General features: G+C 71.0%; 15 protein-coding genes. 11 read left to right on the forward strand and 4 right to left on the reverse strand.

Annotated elements, in window-relative coordinates; genetic code table 11:
- Positions 1–22 precede the first annotated feature (22 nt).
- From DEJ48_RS26310 to DEJ48_RS26335, 6 genes are all read left to right on the forward strand, one after another.
- Positions 23–1,327, forward strand: a complete 1,305-nt coding sequence (locus DEJ48_RS26310) for a glucarate dehydratase family protein (RefSeq protein ID WP_150218714.1) — start codon at positions 23–25, stop codon at positions 1,325–1,327.
- A gap of 122 nt (positions 1,328–1,449) precedes the next feature.
- The gene (locus tag DEJ48_RS26315; RefSeq protein ID WP_150218715.1) at positions 1,450–2,553 is read left to right on the forward strand and encodes a carbohydrate kinase family protein; all 1,104 of its coding nucleotides are present in this window, start codon (positions 1,450–1,452) and stop codon (positions 2,551–2,553) included.
- Between the two features lie 156 nt (positions 2,554–2,709).
- On the forward strand, positions 2,710–3,738 hold the full coding sequence (locus DEJ48_RS26320; RefSeq protein WP_150218716.1) for a PhoH family protein: 1,029 nt from the start codon (positions 2,710–2,712) through the stop codon (positions 3,736–3,738).
- A gap of 12 nt (positions 3,739–3,750) precedes the next feature.
- The gene (gene ybeY / locus DEJ48_RS26325; RefSeq protein ID WP_150184050.1) at positions 3,751–4,248 is read left to right on the forward strand and encodes an rRNA maturation RNase YbeY; all 498 of its coding nucleotides are present in this window, start codon (positions 3,751–3,753) and stop codon (positions 4,246–4,248) included.
- Positions 4,249–4,252: 4 nt separating this feature from the next.
- Positions 4,253–5,578: a hemolysin family protein gene (locus DEJ48_RS26330; protein ID WP_150218717.1), complete on the forward strand. Its 1,326-nt coding sequence runs from the start codon at positions 4,253–4,255 to the stop codon at positions 5,576–5,578.
- Positions 5,575–5,931: an MmcQ/YjbR family DNA-binding protein gene (locus DEJ48_RS26335; RefSeq protein WP_150218718.1), complete on the forward strand. Its 357-nt coding sequence runs from the start codon at positions 5,575–5,577 to the stop codon at positions 5,929–5,931. The genes DEJ48_RS26330 and DEJ48_RS26335 overlap by 4 nt, the downstream gene beginning before the upstream one ends.
- Positions 5,932–6,136: 205 nt before the next feature.
- On the opposite strand, the gene DEJ48_RS40800 is transcribed toward DEJ48_RS26335, so the two are convergent.
- Positions 6,137–6,268 (reverse strand): hypothetical protein, encoded by a 132-nt coding sequence (locus tag DEJ48_RS40800; protein ID WP_263399462.1) that lies wholly within the window; start codon positions 6,266–6,268, stop codon positions 6,137–6,139.
- A 423-nt stretch (positions 6,269–6,691) separates the two neighbouring features.
- Here DEJ48_RS40800 and DEJ48_RS26340 point away from each other — a divergent pair, with 423 nt between their 5' ends.
- Positions 6,692–7,606, forward strand: a complete 915-nt coding sequence (locus DEJ48_RS26340) for a helix-turn-helix domain-containing protein (RefSeq protein WP_150218719.1) — start codon at positions 6,692–6,694, stop codon at positions 7,604–7,606.
- A gap of 149 nt (positions 7,607–7,755) precedes the next feature.
- Complete coding sequence (locus DEJ48_RS26345; RefSeq protein WP_223832208.1) at positions 7,756–7,968, forward strand: DUF397 domain-containing protein; 213 nt, start codon at positions 7,756–7,758, stop codon at positions 7,966–7,968.
- 31 nt (positions 7,969–7,999) lie between these two features.
- Here DEJ48_RS26345 and DEJ48_RS26350 read toward each other — a convergent pair whose 3' ends face one another.
- The gene (locus DEJ48_RS26350; protein ID WP_150218721.1) at positions 8,000–9,430 is read right to left on the reverse strand and encodes an MFS transporter; all 1,431 of its coding nucleotides are present in this window, start codon (positions 9,428–9,430) and stop codon (positions 8,000–8,002) included.
- 91 nt (positions 9,431–9,521) lie between these two features.
- On the opposite strand from DEJ48_RS26350, the gene DEJ48_RS26355 reads away from it, so the two are divergent.
- The 3 genes from DEJ48_RS26355 to era all read left to right on the forward strand — a co-directional run bounded on the left by DEJ48_RS26355 (position 9,522) and on the right by era (position 11,948).
- Positions 9,522–10,427, forward strand: coding sequence for a helix-turn-helix transcriptional regulator (locus DEJ48_RS26355; protein ID WP_150218722.1), 906 nt, complete (start codon positions 9,522–9,524; stop codon positions 10,425–10,427).
- 53 nt (positions 10,428–10,480) lie between these two features.
- Positions 10,481–10,834, forward strand: coding sequence for a cytidine deaminase (locus DEJ48_RS26360; protein WP_150218723.1), 354 nt, complete (start codon positions 10,481–10,483; stop codon positions 10,832–10,834).
- Positions 10,835–10,985: 151 nt separating this feature from the next.
- A complete protein-coding gene (gene era / locus DEJ48_RS26365) occupies positions 10,986–11,948 on the forward strand; it encodes a GTPase Era (RefSeq protein WP_411757483.1) in 963 nt (320 codons plus the stop codon).
- A gap of 12 nt (positions 11,949–11,960) precedes the next feature.
- Here era and DEJ48_RS26370 read toward each other — a convergent pair whose 3' ends face one another.
- Entirely contained in the window at positions 11,961–13,208 is a 1,248-nt protein-coding gene (locus DEJ48_RS26370; protein WP_150218725.1) for an MFS transporter, read from the reverse strand.
- Positions 13,205–14,572 (reverse strand): GH1 family beta-glucosidase, encoded by a 1,368-nt coding sequence (locus tag DEJ48_RS26375; protein ID WP_150218726.1) that lies wholly within the window; start codon positions 14,570–14,572, stop codon positions 13,205–13,207. Before DEJ48_RS26375 ends, DEJ48_RS26370 begins: the two co-directional genes overlap by 4 nt.
- Between the last annotated feature and the right edge of the window lie 68 nt (positions 14,573–14,640).

A 14,640-nucleotide genomic window follows, 5' to 3' on the forward strand; every position in this document is an offset into this window, starting at 1 on the left:
CGCGTACCTAGTCTCCGTTCTCATGTATGGACAGAGTCTCGTCATCGCGGACGTCCGTCTCACGCCCGTCCTCGTCGCCGATCCGCCGCTCCTCAACACCCAGGGCGTGCATCAGCCCTACACGCCCCGCCTGATCATCGAGGTGGTCACCGAGGGTGGAGTGACGGGCATAGGGGAGACGTACGGGGACTCGAAGTACCTGGAGCTCGCCCGGCCGTTCGCCGGGCGGCTCGTCGGGCACGACGTGTCCGAACTGAACGGGCTGTTCACACTCGCGGACGACGTGGCCGTGGACGCCGCGCGGGTCGACGACTCGGTGGATGTCGGCGGTCTGCGCGGCGTGCAGACCGCCGACAAGCTGCGGCTGTCCGTCGTCTCCGGGTTCGAGGTCGCCTGCCTCGATGCCCTCGGCAAGGCGCTCGGGCTGCCCGTGCACGCACTGCTCGGCGGCAAGGTGCGCGACGCCGTGGAGTACAGCGCGTACCTGTTCTACAAGTGGGCCGGGCACCCGGCCGGCGTCGCGAGCGAGCCGGACGAGGGGTGGGGCGCCGCGCTCGACCCGGCCGGGATCGTCGCCCAGGCCCGCCTGTTCACCGAGCGGTACGGCTTCACCTCCTTCAAGCTCAAGGGCGGCGTCTTCCCGCCCGACGAGGAGGTCGCCGCGATCCGCGCGCTGGCCGCGGCCTTCCCCGGCCTGCCGCTGCGGCTCGACCCCAACGGCGCCTGGTCCGTGGAGACGTCCCTGAAGGTCGCGGCCGAACTCGGCGACGTACTCGAGTACTTGGAGGACCCGGCGCTCGGCACGCCCGCCATGGCGCAGGTCGCCGCGGGCACGCGGGTCCCGCTCGCCACGAACATGTGCGTGACGACCTTCGAGGAGATACCGGAGGCCTTCGGGACGGGTGCCGTGCAGGTGGTGCTCTCCGACCACCACTACTGGGGCGGACTGCGGCGCACCCGGGAACTGGCCGCCGTCTGCCGCACGTTCGGCGTCAGCGTGTCCATGCACTCCAACACGCACCTGGGCATCAGCCTCGCCGCGATGACGCACGTGGCGGCCACCGTCCCCGACCTGCACCACGCCTGCGACTCGCACTACCCGTGGCAGGTCGAGGACGTCCTGACCTCCCGGCTCCGGTTCACCGGCGGCAAGGTCGCCGTCACCGACACCCCGGGCCTCGGCGTCGCACTCGACCGGGACAAGCTCGCCGCCCTGCACGCGCGCTGGCTCGACGACGACTTCCGTGCGCTGCGGGAGCGCGACGACGCGGCGGCGATGCGGGCCGCCGACCCGGAATGGACCACTCCGGCCGTGCCGCGCTGGTAGGGCCTGTGTCGGAAGTCCCGTCGTCCGCCCGGAGGCCGGGCAGGCGGGACTTCCGACACAGGCCCTAGGTCCACGGCCGGTAACCGCGAGCCTCTTCAGGCATCGTCCGTTACGTTGCCTGCATGGTCGTACCCGTACAGCCCACCGTCGACCCGCTGAAAGCGGCCCGCAGAGCCGGGGATCCGGACTGCGACGTCTACCTCACCGGCACGGTCTTCCTCGACATCATCTTCACCGGCCTCGACTCGGCGCCCGTGCGCGGGACCGAGTCCTGGGCCCGCGGCATGGGATCGAGCCCCGGGGGCGTCGCCAACATGGCGACCGCCCTCGCCCGCCTCGGGCTGCACACCTCGCTCGCCGCGGCCTTCGGGGACGACCACTACGGCGAGTACTGCTGGGACGCACTCGAACAGGGAGAGGGCATCGACCTCACCCCCTCACGCACCGTGCCCGGCTGGCACTCCCCGGTGACCGTCTCCATGGCGTACGAGGGAGAGCGCACCATGGTGAGCCACGGCCACGAGCCGCCGCCGGACGCCGACGCCCCCGACGGAGGCGCCCCCTCCTGCCCGCCACGCGCGCGTGCCGCCGTCGCCTCCCTGACCCCCGGCACCCGCGCCCCCTGGATCGCGCAGGCCGCACGCAGCGGCACCCGCATCTTCGCCGACGTCGGTTGGGACGACACCGGCCGCTGGGACCTCGCGGGCCTCGCCGACCTGGAGCACTGCGAGGCGTTCCTGCCCAACGCGGAGGAGGCGATGCGCTACACCCGCACCTCCTGCCCCCGCGCCGCGGCCCGCGCCCTCACCGAGCACGTGCCGCTCGCCGTGGTGACCCTCGGCGCGGAGGGCGCGTACGCCGTGGACGGGCGGACCGGCGAGACCGCGGAGGTCCCGGCCATCGAGGTCGAGGCGCTCGACCCCACCGGCGCCGGGGACGTCTTCGTCGCCGGGTTCGTCACCGGCACCCTCGCGGAGTGGCCCCTCGCGGACCGGCTCGCCTTCGCGGGCCTCACCGCGGCCCTCTCCGTCCAGGAGTTCGGCGGCTCCCTGTCGGCGCCCGGCTGGGCGGAGGTCGGCGCGTGGTGGCGCCGGGTCCGCGAATTCGACGACCAGGACCCCCTGGCCCTGCGGCGCTACGCCTTCCTCCAGTCCCTCCTGCCCGCCGCGGCCCGCCCGTGGCCGCTGCGCAGGGCCGTGCCGACGATCGGGTTCCGGTCGGCGTAGGGCGTCGTGGTCGGTGCGGCGGGGGAGAGCTGAGGCGGAAGGGAGGAAAAGGCCTTCGGCACTGACAGTGCCGCGTCGTACTCTTGGGAGAGCAAGGCTGTCGAGCGGCCACCAAGCCCCGCACGAGGAGGATGAGCAGGCCTACAGAGCCGGCCCATGACTCAGACACCCACGACTCACACCGACGCGCAGGGCCAGGCCCGAGCCCACTTCACCGTCCCGGCCAACCACCCGATGGTGACGGTCCTCGGCTCCGGCGACGCCCTGCTGCGGGTGATCGAGAAGGCCTTCCCGGCGGCCGACATCCACGTCCGGGGCAATGAGATCAGCGCCGTGGGCAGCGCCCCCGAAGTCGCTCTCATCCAGCGCTTGTTCGACCAGATGATGCTGGTGCTCCGCACCGGTCAGCCGATGACGGAGGACGCAGTGGAACGCTCGATCGCCATGCTCAGGGCGGACGAGAACGGCAACGGCGCGGAGGAGACCCCCGCCGAGGTCCTCACGCAGAACATCCTCTCGTCCCGCGGCCGCACCATCCGCCCCAAGACCCTCAACCAGAAGCGGTACGTCGACGCGATCGACAAGCACACCATCGTCTTCGGTATCGGGCCCGCGGGCACCGGCAAGACCTACCTCGCCATGGCCAAGGCCGTGCAGGCCCTGCAGTCCAAGCAGGTCAACCGCATCATCCTGACGCGCCCCGCGGTCGAGGCGGGCGAGCGGCTCGGCTTCCTGCCGGGCACGCTGTACGAGAAGATCGACCCGTACCTGCGCCCGCTGTACGACGCGCTGCACGACATGCTCGACCCCGACTCCATCCCGCGCCTCATGGCCGCGGGCACCATCGAGGTCGCCCCCCTGGCGTACATGCGCGGCCGGACGCTGAACGACGCGTTCATCATCCTCGACGAGGCGCAGAACACCAGCGCCGAGCAGATGAAGATGTTCCTGACCCGCCTCGGCTTCGACTCGAAGATCGTCATCACCGGTGACATCACCCAGGTCGACCTGCCCGGCGGCACCAAGAGCGGCCTGCGCGAGGTGCAGCGGATCCTCGACGGCGTCGAGGACATCCACTTCTCGCGGCTCACGTCCAACGACGTGGTCCGGCACAAGCTGGTCGGCCGTATCGTCGACGCGTACGAGCAGCACGACAGCCGCAGCGGCGGCAACAACGGGAAGTAGACCAGCAGCACCATGTCGATCGACGTCAACAACGAGTCCGGAACCGAGGTCGACGAGCAGGCGATCCTCGACATCGCCCGCTATGCCCTGGCACGGATGCGCATCCACCCGCTCTCCGAGCTCTCGGTGATCGTCGTGGACACCGACGCCATGGAGCAGCTGCACATCCAGTGGATGGACCTGCCGGGGCCCACGGACGTCATGTCCTTCCCCATGGACGAGCTGCGGCCGCCCATGAAGGACGACGACGAGCCCCCGCAGGGCCTCCTCGGAGACATCGTGCTCTGCCCCGAGGTCGCCACCAAGCAGGGCAAGGACGCCCCGACGGAGCACTCCATGGACGAGGAGCTCCAGCTCCTCACCGTCCACGGCGTCCTGCACCTGCTCGGGTACGACCACGAGGAGCCCGACGAGAAGGCCGAGATGTTCGGCCTGCAGGCCGCGATCGTCGACGGCTGGCGCGCCGAGAAGGGCCTGACCGGCCCGTCCCCGGCGCCCACGGTCTCGTAGCGCCATGAATCCTCAACTGATCGCCGGCGCGGTCGCCCTGGTCGTCGTGGCCTGGCTCGCGGCGTGCGCCGAAGCGGGCATCGCCCGTGTCTCCAGCTTCCGCGCCGACGAGGCGGTCCGTTCGGGGCGACGCGGCAGCGCGAAGCTCGCGCAGGTCGCCGCCGACCCGACGCGTTACCTCAACGTGGCGCTGCTCGTGCGGGTGGCGTGCGAGATGGCCGCGGCAGCCCTCGTGACGTACGCCTGCCTCCAGGAGTTCGCCGAGACCTGGCACGCCCTCGCGGTCGCCATCGGCGTGATGGTCCTGGTCAGCTACGTCGCGGTGGGCGTCTCCCCCCGTACGATCGGCCGCCAGCACCCGCTGAACACGGCGACCGCCGCGGCCTACATCCTGCTGCCGCTCGCCAGGATCATGGGCCCGATCCCGCCGCTCCTGATCCTCATCGGCAACGCGCTCACGCCCGGCAAGGGCTTCCGGCGCGGTCCGTTCGCGTCCGAGGCCGAGCTGCGCGCGATGGTGGACCTCGCCGAGAAGGAGTCGCTGATCGAGGACGAGGAGCGGCGCATGGTCCACTCCGTCTTCGAGCTGGGCGACACGCTCGTGCGGGAGGTCATGGTCCCACGCACGGACCTGGTCGCCATCGAACGGTTCAAGACGATCCGCCAGGCCCTCACCCTCGCCCTGCGCTCCGGTTTCTCCCGCATACCGGTGACGGGCGAGAGCGAGGACGACATCGTCGGCATGGTGTACCTGAAGGACCTCGCCCGCAAGACGCACATCAACCGCGACAGCGAGTCGGAGCTGGTGTCGACGGCGATGCGTCCCGCCACCTTCGTCCCCGACACGAAGAACGCGGGCGACCTGCTGCGCGAGATGCAGCAGGAGCGCAACCACGTGGCCGTGGTCATCGACGAGTACGGCGGCACCGCCGGCATCGTCACCATCGAGGACATCCTCGAGGAGATCGTCGGCGAGATCACCGACGAGTACGACCGTGAGCTGCCGCCCGTCGAGGAGCTCGCCGACGGCTGCTACCGCGTGACGGCCCGCCTCGACATCGGCGACCTCGGGGAGCTCTTCGGGTTCGACGAGTTCGACGACGAGGACGTGGAGACCGTCGGCGGCCTCCTCGCCAAGCAGCTGGGCCGCGTCCCGATCGCGGGAGCCTCCGCGACGGTGCCGCTGCCGGACGGGCGCGAGCTGAAGCTCACCGCGGAGTCCGCGGCGGGCCGCCGCAACCGCATCATGACGGTGCTCGTGGAGCCCGTGCCGGACGACGGCGCCCACGCCGAGCAGCAGGGCGCGGAGAAGGCGGGGGAGTCCGGGTGACGCCCGAGGGCCTGCGCGCGTTCTGTCTCTCCTTCAACGACGCGGTGGAGGACTTCCCCTTCACGCCGGAGACGTCGGTCTTCAAGGTGGCCGGGAAGATGTTCGCGCTCACGACCCTCGACGCGCGACCGCTCAAGGTCAATCTCAAATGCGAGCCGGACATCGCCGACCGGCTGCGCGCGGCGCACCCGGAGATCGTGCCGGGCTGGCACATGAACAAGCGCCACTGGAACACGGTGACCGTCGACGGCGGCCTGCCCGACCGGCAGATCCGGGAGCTCATCGAGGACTCGTACGACTTGGTGGTGGCGAAACTGCCCCGGGCGCAGCGGCTGCGGCTCGACCGCCCCTGAGGGGCGTGCGGGGCCGGGCAGGCGCTCGGCGAAGTGTCCCAACAGCCCCTCGCCATCGGGGTGGTGGGGCGGGCAGAATGGAGTGACAGGCGGATCCGAAAACGCTCCCACTCCGGGCTGCCGGCCAAGGAACTCGGAGTGGAAACGTCTGTGCGATGGCGTCCGCCGCAGCCGGCCCCGGCCTCAGGTCGGGGCCGGTTCGCGTTCACACGTGGGGCAGCACCCACCTGTCGATGATCTCCTGGATCATCACCAAGAGGCTCACCCACGGGGCCGACAGTGCGGCCCGTTCGGTCCACGTGCTGATGGTGCGGCGCCCGTCAGGCTTCTCGGCCATCGGGCTGTACTCCTTCCTGGTTCCACGCAAGTCGTGGATACCGCGGCGAGCCACGAACGGGTGGCGCCAGGAAGGGGGAACTCAGCGGCGGCGACGCACTCGATGGAGTGAGTCCGTACCGAATCGGCTCTGTTCTCAACCTCCTTGCGGCTGTTGCCAGTTGAGCAGGCTACCCTCTGCCATATCGTAGCCCGGACGCTGCGACATGGGTAGTACTGAAGTCCACGTTGCTCATCGTGGCCTCGCCAAGTGCGATATAGCTACTCGGCAACTGTCGGCCTCGGACTGCCCCCGTGGTTGCGCGTTCCTGCGCTCCGAGGTCTCCTGACAGTGGCGTGAAGTGTCGTCCCGGAAGGTCTCGATGAGTAAGCTGCTAGTCTGCTATGTTGCACCTCGCACGGTCCGGTTGGAGGTGGAGCCATCATGAGCGCGCCAAGTGCGGCACTTCAGCGGCTGCGGCTGCGCACCGAGCTCCGAAAGGCGCGGACCGCCGCACGTCTCACTCAGCGGCAGGTCGCCGCGAAAATGGAGTGGAGCTCTTCCAAACTGATCCGGATCGAGTCCGGTGAGGTGGGGGTCTCCGTCAATGACCTGCGCCCCCTGCTGGACGCCTACGGCATCCGGGACCGCCGCAAGATCGAGGAGCTCCTTGACCTCGCCAGAGGCAGTCGGCGCATGCCGTTCAGTGAGTACCGCGACCTTTACACCAAAGAGTTCCTGCAGTTCCTCGCACTTGAGTCCTCCGCGTCGATCGTCCGGCACTACGGGGCGCTGCTGATGCCGGGTTCGCTGCAGACCGAGGAGTATGCGCGCGCGATCATGCTCTCCTACGAGAAGGACATTCCCGAGGAACGCCTGGAACGCAGTGTGGAAGTCCGCCAGACCCGTCAGGAGTTGCTGACCTCGGGAGGGCGGGAGGTCTTCTACATCCTGGACGAGGCGGTCGTGCGCAGGCACGTGGGCGGGCGTGGGGTGATGCGGGCCCAACTGGAGCGACTCGCCGAACTGGCGGAGAGGCCGAGCGTCACCATCCAGATCCTTCCGTTCAGTGTGGGGGCCCATGCAGGAATTCAAGGCCCCTTCAGCCACTTCGAGTTCGAGGTGGACGAGATGCCGGACTCGCTCTATCTGGAGAACCCGCGCGGCGACTCGTACGTCACCGACGCCCCGGAGGAGACCGGTCGTTACCTGGAGCGGTTCTGGGAGTTGGAGGACCTCGCCATCAAGGAAGACATGCCCGCCCTGCTGCGTGCCCTCGCCGTCCGGATGGGTGAGGGCAAGGACGACCTGGAGGCCCTGATCCAGGATGCCGTGCCACAGGAGGTGGCGAAGGCGTAACTCCGTGCAGGGCAGGCGACCTTGGCGAGAATCGGCTCGTTCATATTTGCGTGACGTCCCGTTACTCTGGAAGAGGTGCTGCGTGTCCCTGCACCAGCCGCGCGCGGGAAGCGATGGCTGGCCTTCCGCACCCGGGGTGGAGGACGAGCGTGGGCGGCTCATGGACGTGGCGCAAGAGCAGCGCGAGTGACGGCAGTTCGGGCAACTGCCTGGAGGTCGCCCGGATCGGCGAGTCGGTCCGTGTGCGCGACTCCACCCGCCCCCGGGGCGCTGTGCTCGTCTTCGGGCCGGAGGCCTGGTCGGCGTTCCTCACCCTGGCCGGGGCATCGAAGCCGCGGAGTTCGACGACGTCCGGCTTCTGAAAGAGCCGGGCCGTCGCCGAATCGGAAGGCCTCAAGCGCGCGAGGCCTTCCGACGTAGGCCGAGCGAGACCAGCGCCGCCGTCGCCAAGACCACCGCCGCGTCGATCGCGAGGACCGTCCGCGTGCCCGTGAGCAGATCCGGGACCGTCGTGGCGAGGACACCGAGGACCGGGATGCCGACGGTGAGGCCCACCTGCTGGGTGGAGGTGACGAGGCCCGTCGCCAGGCCCTGCTCCGCGTCGGGGACGCCCGACGTGACCGTCACGCCGTACGACACGATCGCCCCCAGGTGGAACATGCTCGCCACCGACACCGCGGCCGTGGCGAGCCACACCGACCAGCCGCCCCCGCCGATGCCGAGCAGCGCCGCGACCAGCACACCCTGCCCGGCGAGCGAACCCACCAGCGTGCGGCGGGCACCGAAGCGGCCGATGATCCTCGGCGCGTACACACCGGCGACCACGGACAGGACGCCCTGCACACCGAAGATCAGGCCGGTCTCGAAGGCCGAGAGGTGCAGGACCTCCTGGAAGTAGAGGGTCAGCACGAAGACGACCGTCGACATCATCGAGAACGTGACCAGACCGCCCAGGTTGCCCCACGCCACCGTGCGGCGGCGCAGCATGGGCAGCGAGACCAGCGGGGATTCGGCGCGCGACTCGACGTATCCGAAGACGGCGAGCAGCAGCACGCCCGCGATCAGCGTGACGATGACGTCCGTGCCGCCGAAGCCGCGCTCGGCCGCCGTGGACAGGGCGTAGATCAGGGAGAGCAGACCGCCGGTGACCGTCACGGCGCCGGGGATGTCCAGGCGCGGGCGGTCCGGGGTCCGCGACTCGGGCAGCAGGCCCGGCGCCAGCGGCAGCACGATCAGGGCGAAGAGGGTCAGCAGGCCCATCGTGGAACGCCAGCCGAGGGTGTCGGTCAGTACGCCGCCCAGCACCATGCCGACCGTGAAGCCGAGCGAGAGCAGCGTGCCGGAGATGCCGAGCGCGCGGTCGCGCGCCGGACCCTCGGGAAACGTGGTCGTCAGCAGGGACATGCCGGTCGGCACGATGGCCGCCGCACCCACGCCCTGCAGCGCGCGCCCGGCGAGGAACGACGCCGGGTCCCACGCGAACGTGGCGAGCAGTGAGGCGAGGCCGAAGAGCGCGAGCCCCGCGAGGAACAGCTTGCGGCGCCCGAAGAGGTCACCGGTCCTGCCGAAAAGGAGCAGGAAGCCGCCGGACGGCAGGGCGAAGGCGGTCACCGCCCACTGCAGCGCGGAGTGGCTCATGCCGAGGTCGGGGCCGAGCACAGGCAGTGCGACGTTCAGTACGGAGAAGTCCAGCGCGACCATGAACTGTGCGGCGCAGAGCACGAAGAGGACGAGCTTGTCGCGGGTGGAGAGCTTGGGGCCGTGCGGCTGCGGCGCCGGAGGAGCGGCCTGGGGGGACGGGGCAGTGGTGGTGTCGATCGCCATGGTCAAGAGCTTGCTTCGGCCGGAATAGACGTGGGGAGCGGGAACTTATGCTGGTGGTCGGAACACCAGTCAGGGCTTGGGGGAGCGCCACATGGCAGCAGCAGTGCCGGTCACGTCGGACACGGACGCCTCGAAGGCGCGTCGGCTGGGAGAGCTCCGGGAGTTCCTGATGAGCCGCCGCGCGCGGGTCAGCCCCGCGGAGGCCGGGCTTCCCGACGGCGGGGCCCGCCGCCGCACGCCGGGCCTGCGCCGCGAGGAGGTCGCCGTGCTCGCCGGGGTCGGGGCGTCCTGGTACCAGTGGCTGGAGCAGGGCCGCGACATCTCCGTGTCGCCGCAGGTCCTGGACTCCGTGGCGCGCGTCCTGAAGCTGAGCGGCGCCGAGCGTCGCCATCTGTACGTGCTGGCGGGGCTCAATCCGCCGCGGCCCGAGGTCGCCAGGGACGACCAGGAGATGTGCGAGGGGCTGCACCGGCTCATCGACACGTGGATGCCGCAGCCGGCGCACATCATGGACGCGTACTGGAACTGCGTCATGTACAACGACGCGGCCGCCTCCGTGCTCGGGATGCGCTCGGAGACCTCCGAGAACTGTCTGCTCACCTTCTTCACCGACCCCATCTACCGGACCCGCGCGAAGAGCTGGCAGCGGAACGCGCCGCAGGTCGTGGCGATGTACCGGGCCGCGTGCTCGGAGCATCCCGACGATGACGGGTTCGCCGCGGTGATCGCCGAGGCGAAGGCGATGAGCCCGGAGTTCGTCGAGCTGTGGGAGCGGCGCGACATCCTGCCCGGCGGACAGGTCGCCAAGGAGATCGAGCACCCGGTGGTCGGGACGCTGTTCCTGGAGTCGACGCAGCTGAAGGTGCCGGCCAGGCCCGACCTCACGATCGCGCTGCACACGCCGATGCCGGACGCCGAGGTGGACACCGCGGGGAAGCTGGCGTGGCTGGCCACGCCCGAGGGGCGGCGCGGGTCGATCTATCCGGTGGCCGGGTAGTCGCCGCTCCATCCGGTGGCGGGCAGGGCGGGCGTGCCCCGTATGCTCGGGGCATGACTGAGAGCGCCGCGCTTGACCCCGAGGACCGCAAGATCGTCACCCTGGCCCGTTCGGCCCGGGCCCGCAACGGTGTGCCCGAGGGGGCGGCGGTGCGGGACGAGACGGGACGCACGTATGTGGCGGGGACGGTCGCGCTCGACTCCCTTCAGCTGTCCGCGCTGAGGACGGCGGTCGCCATGGCCGTGGCGTCCGGGGCGGAGTCGCTGGAGGCGGCGGCGGTCGTCTCCGGGGCGGAGGCGGTCACCGACGAGGATCTCGCCGCGGTACGGGACCTGGGTGGGGTCGGGACGCCGGTGTTCCTCGCGGGGGTGGACGGGGAGGTCCGGGTGCGGGTCGAGGCGGGTTGAGGTCTGTTCCCCCACCCCGCCCCTTCCCGAAACCGGGGCTCCGCCCCGGACCCCGCTCCTCAAACGCCGGAGGGGCTGAAAGCGCGCGCCTGAGGGGCACGAACCGCCCGTGGCGCCGGTCGGTGCGGCGGGGCTCCGGGGATCAGGGACAATGGGCGCCATGAGCGTTCGTACCCCGTCTTCAGCCGAGCCGTCCGAGGCCGTCCACCGCGCCGGCTTCGCCTGCTTCGTCGGCCGCCCCAACGCGGGCAAGTCCACCCTCACGAACGCTCTGGTCGGCAAGAAGGTGGCGATCACCGCCAACCAGCCGCAGACCACGCGGCACACGGTGCGCGGCATCGTGCACCGGCCCGACGCGCAGATGATCCTGGTGGACACGCCGGGGCTCCACAAGCCGCGCACGCTGCTCGGTGAGCGGCTGAACGACGTCGTGCGCACCACGTGGGCCGAGGTCGACGTGATCGGCTTCTGTCTGCCCGCGAACGAGAAGCTCGGCCCCGGCGACCGGTTCATCGCCAAGGAGCTCGCCTCCATCAAGAAGACGCCGAAGATCGCGATCGTCACGAAGACGGACCTGGTCGACAGCAAGGCGCTCGCCGAGCAGCTCATCGCCATCGACCAGCTCGGCAAGGAGCTCGGCTTCGAGTGGGCCGAGATCGTGCCGGTGTCGGCCGTCGGCGACCAGCAGGTCGGGCTGCTCGCGGACCTCATCGTGCCGCTGCTGCCCGAGGGCCCCGCGCTCTACCCCGAGGGCGACCTCACGGACGAGCCCGAGCAGGTCATGGTCGCGGAGCTGATCCGCGAGGCGGCGCTGGAGGGTGTGCGGGACGAGCTGCCGCACTCCATCGCGGTCGTGGTCGAGGAGATGCTGCCCCGCGAGGACCGTCCCGCCGACAAGCCGCTGCTGGACATCCACGCGTTCGTCTACATCGAGCGGCCCAGCCAGAAGGGCATCATCATCGGCCCGAAGGGCAAGCGCCTCAAGGACGTCGGCATCAAGTCCCGCAAGCAGATCGAGGCGCTGCTCGGTACGCCCGTCTTCCTCGACCTGCACGTGAAGGTCGCCAAGGACTGGCAGCGTGACCCGCGCCAGCTGCGCAAGCTCGGCTTCTGAGGCGCCGCTCCGCTATCTCACCCCTCTGATCCGGGTTACCAGGACCGACCCGGCCAGACCGATCGCCGCCGCCGTCAGGTACAGCGTGCGGTAGCCGCCCAGGTGGGTCACGATCGGGGCCGCCAGAGCGGGGGCCGCCACCTGGGGGAGGGAGTTGGCGATGTTGATGATGCCGAGGTCCTTGCCGCGGTCCGCCGCCGTGGGGAGGACGTCCGTCATCAGGGCGAAGTCCACCGACGTGAAGACGCCGAAGCCGATGCCGAGCACCGCCGCCGCGACGATCGCGCCGGGCCAGGTCTGCCAGAGGGCCAATAGCGCCGTCGCCGCCGCCATGAGCGCGCCCGACCACATCACGAACGGTTTGCGGCGGGCCGTCCGGTCCGACCAGGCGCCGCCCACCACGACCGTGGCGAGCATCGTCGCGCCGTTCACCGCCGTCAGGATCAGCACGCCCTCGTCCGGATCGGGGCGGTGCAGGCGGTCGCGGAGGAAGTACAGGAGGTAGAGCAGGACCAGGGAGTTGCTGACGTTCAGCAGGAACCGGGTCAGCCAGGCCCACGCCAGGTCCGGATGGCGGCGCGGGCTCAGCCGGAAGCCCGCCAGGAAGTCCCGCGGGGACCACGGTGGCCGGTCGGCGGCGGACAGGCGCAGGTCCCGGTGGCGTACGACGTAGGGCAGGACGCCCGCCAGGGTGAAGACCGCGCAGGCCGCGTACCCGCCGACCGTTCCGCCCGCCGCCGTCGCGAGCCCCGTCCCCACCACCACGCCGAGCAGCTGCGCCGCCCCCAGCCACCCGCCCACCGAACCCCGCTGCAGCCGCGGCACGCGGTCCGGCACGGCCGCCGTCACCGCCGCGAACGCGGCATTCAGGGTGAGCTGGACCAGACACCACCCCGCCGCGAGCCACCACACCGAGTCCGCCGCGGCGAGGAACAGGAGCGAGAGCGCGCCGCCCGCCGTGCCCGCCACGATCCACGGGGTGCGCCTGCCCCAGCGGGACGTCGTACGGTCCGAGAGCGCGCCGGAGAGCGGGTTCGCGGCAAGGGAGACGACCGCGCCGACGCCCGTCACCCACGCGAGGACGGTCTCCTTGGACGTGCCCGCGGGCGCGAGATCCTCCGCCTGGACGGCGAGCAGGATCTGCAGCGGCCCGTACCAGCCCACCCAGATCGCGCCGTTCGCGAGCGACAGCGAGGCCGTCCAGCCGCGGCCGACCCGCTCGGACGGCTCCCGCAGCGCGGCCGACGCGGCCGGCGTCATGGGCGGCGCGCCCGCAGGGCCTCGCGCAGCCAGTGGTACGACGCCTTGGGCGTGCGCACCTGCGTGGCGTGGTCGACGTGGACGAGCCCGAACCGCTGCCGGTACCCCTCCGCCCACTCGAAGTTGTCGATCAGCGACCAGATGAAGTAGCCGCGCACATCCGCGCCCGACTCCAGCGCGCGGTGCAGCGCCCGCAGGTGGCCGTCTAGGTAGGCGATGCGGTCCTGGTCGTCGAGTCCGTCGTACGAGCAGCCGTTCTCGGTGACGATGAGGGGCGGGAGCCGGTCCCCGTACCGCTCGCGGAACGCGGCGAGGAGTTCGGGGAGCGCGTCGGGGACGACCGGCCAGCCGAAGTCCGTGACCGGGAAGCCGTCGATCCGCCGCGGCGAGAAGGGGAGTTCGGGCGGGAGCGTGACGCCCGCGAACTCCGCCGCCGTGCCCTCGGGCAGCGGCGCGCCCACCTTCGTCGGCTGGTAGAAGTTGATCCCGTACCAGTCGAGCGGCTCGGAGATCACCTTCAGGTCCGCCGCGAGGTCCGCCGAGGGCATCAGCTCCCCGATGCCCTCCGGGTAGGCGCCGAGGAGCAGCGGGTCCGCGAAGAGGCGGTTGAGGAGCAGGTCGTAGAAGTCCGCGGCGGCCGTGTCGTCCTCGGCGGCGGACGCGGGCCACGTCGGGCCGTGCGAGTTGGCGATGCCGATGTCGCGGGCGCCGGCCGCGCGCAGCGCCCGTACGGCGAGGCCGTGCGCGAGGAGCTGGTGGTGGGCGGCGGGCAGCGCGTCGAACAGGAGCCGCTCGCCGGGGGCGTGCTGGCCGAGGGCGTGGCCCAGCAGGGTGTGCTCCGCCGGTTCGTTGAGGGTGATCCACTTGGTGACGCGGTCGCCGATGCGGGCCGCGACGACCGCCGCGTACTCGGCGAACTTCTCGGCGGTGCGCCGGTCCAGCCAGCCGCCCGACTGCTGCACGACGAGCGGGGTGTCCCAGTGGAAGAGGGTGGGCACGGGCCGTACGCCCGCCGCGCACAGTTCGTCGACGAGACGGTCGTAGAAGTCGAGGCCCGCCGGGTTCACCGCGCCCGCCCCGGTGGGCAGCACGCGCGGCCACGAGACCGAGAAGCGGTACGCGTCCACGCCGAGGTCGCGGACGAGCGCCACGTCCTCGCGGTAGCGGTGGTAGTGGTCGCAGGCCACCGCGGCCGTCGAGCCGTCCTTCACGTTCCCCGGCACGGCCGTGAACGCGTCCCAGACGGAGGCGCCGCGCTCGTCGGCGGCGCCCTCGATCTGGTGGGCCGATGTGGCGACGCCCCACAGGAAGTCGCCGGGGAACTCAGGGAACGGTGGTCTCGCCGGTGCCGCGCTCGCTGCCATGGGCGGGATCTTCCGTACCGGCGAACACGGAAGTCAATGGCCGTGCACGGAAAAAGTGAACAACCCTC

The organism is Streptomyces venezuelae (assembly GCF_008642315.1).
GTDB classification, from domain to species: domain Bacteria; phylum Actinomycetota; class Actinomycetes; order Streptomycetales; family Streptomycetaceae; genus Streptomyces; species Streptomyces venezuelae_D.

Coding starts and splice junctions, on each gene's coding strand:
- DEJ48_RS26340 (WP_150218719.1), top strand. CDS start 6,692: ATGAGCGCGCCAAGTGCGGCACTTCAGCGGCTGCGGCTGCGCACCGAG.
- DEJ48_RS26360 (WP_150218723.1), top strand. CDS start 10,481: ATGACTGAGAGCGCCGCGCTTGACCCCGAGGACCGCAAGATCGTCACC.
- DEJ48_RS26355 (WP_150218722.1), top strand. CDS start 9,522: ATGGCAGCAGCAGTGCCGGTCACGTCGGACACGGACGCCTCGAAGGCG.
- DEJ48_RS26315 (WP_150218715.1), top strand. CDS start 1,450: ATGGTCGTACCCGTACAGCCCACCGTCGACCCGCTGAAAGCGGCCCGC.
- DEJ48_RS26320 (WP_150218716.1), top strand. CDS start 2,710: ATGACTCAGACACCCACGACTCACACCGACGCGCAGGGCCAGGCCCGA.
- DEJ48_RS26350 (WP_150218721.1), bottom strand. CDS start 9,430: ATGGCGATCGACACCACCACTGCCCCGTCCCCCCAGGCCGCTCCTCCG.
- era (WP_411757483.1), top strand. CDS start 10,986: ATGGGCGCCATGAGCGTTCGTACCCCGTCTTCAGCCGAGCCGTCCGAG.
- DEJ48_RS26310 (WP_150218714.1), top strand. CDS start 23: ATGTATGGACAGAGTCTCGTCATCGCGGACGTCCGTCTCACGCCCGTC.
- ybeY (WP_150184050.1), top strand. CDS start 3,751: ATGTCGATCGACGTCAACAACGAGTCCGGAACCGAGGTCGACGAGCAG.
- DEJ48_RS26330 (WP_150218717.1), top strand. CDS start 4,253: ATGAATCCTCAACTGATCGCCGGCGCGGTCGCCCTGGTCGTCGTGGCC.
- DEJ48_RS26375 (WP_150218726.1), bottom strand. CDS start 14,572: ATGGCAGCGAGCGCGGCACCGGCGAGACCACCGTTCCCTGAGTTCCCC.
- DEJ48_RS40800 (WP_263399462.1), bottom strand. CDS start 6,268: ATGGCCGAGAAGCCTGACGGGCGCCGCACCATCAGCACGTGGACCGAA.
- DEJ48_RS26370 (WP_150218725.1), bottom strand. CDS start 13,208: ATGACGCCGGCCGCGTCGGCCGCGCTGCGGGAGCCGTCCGAGCGGGTC.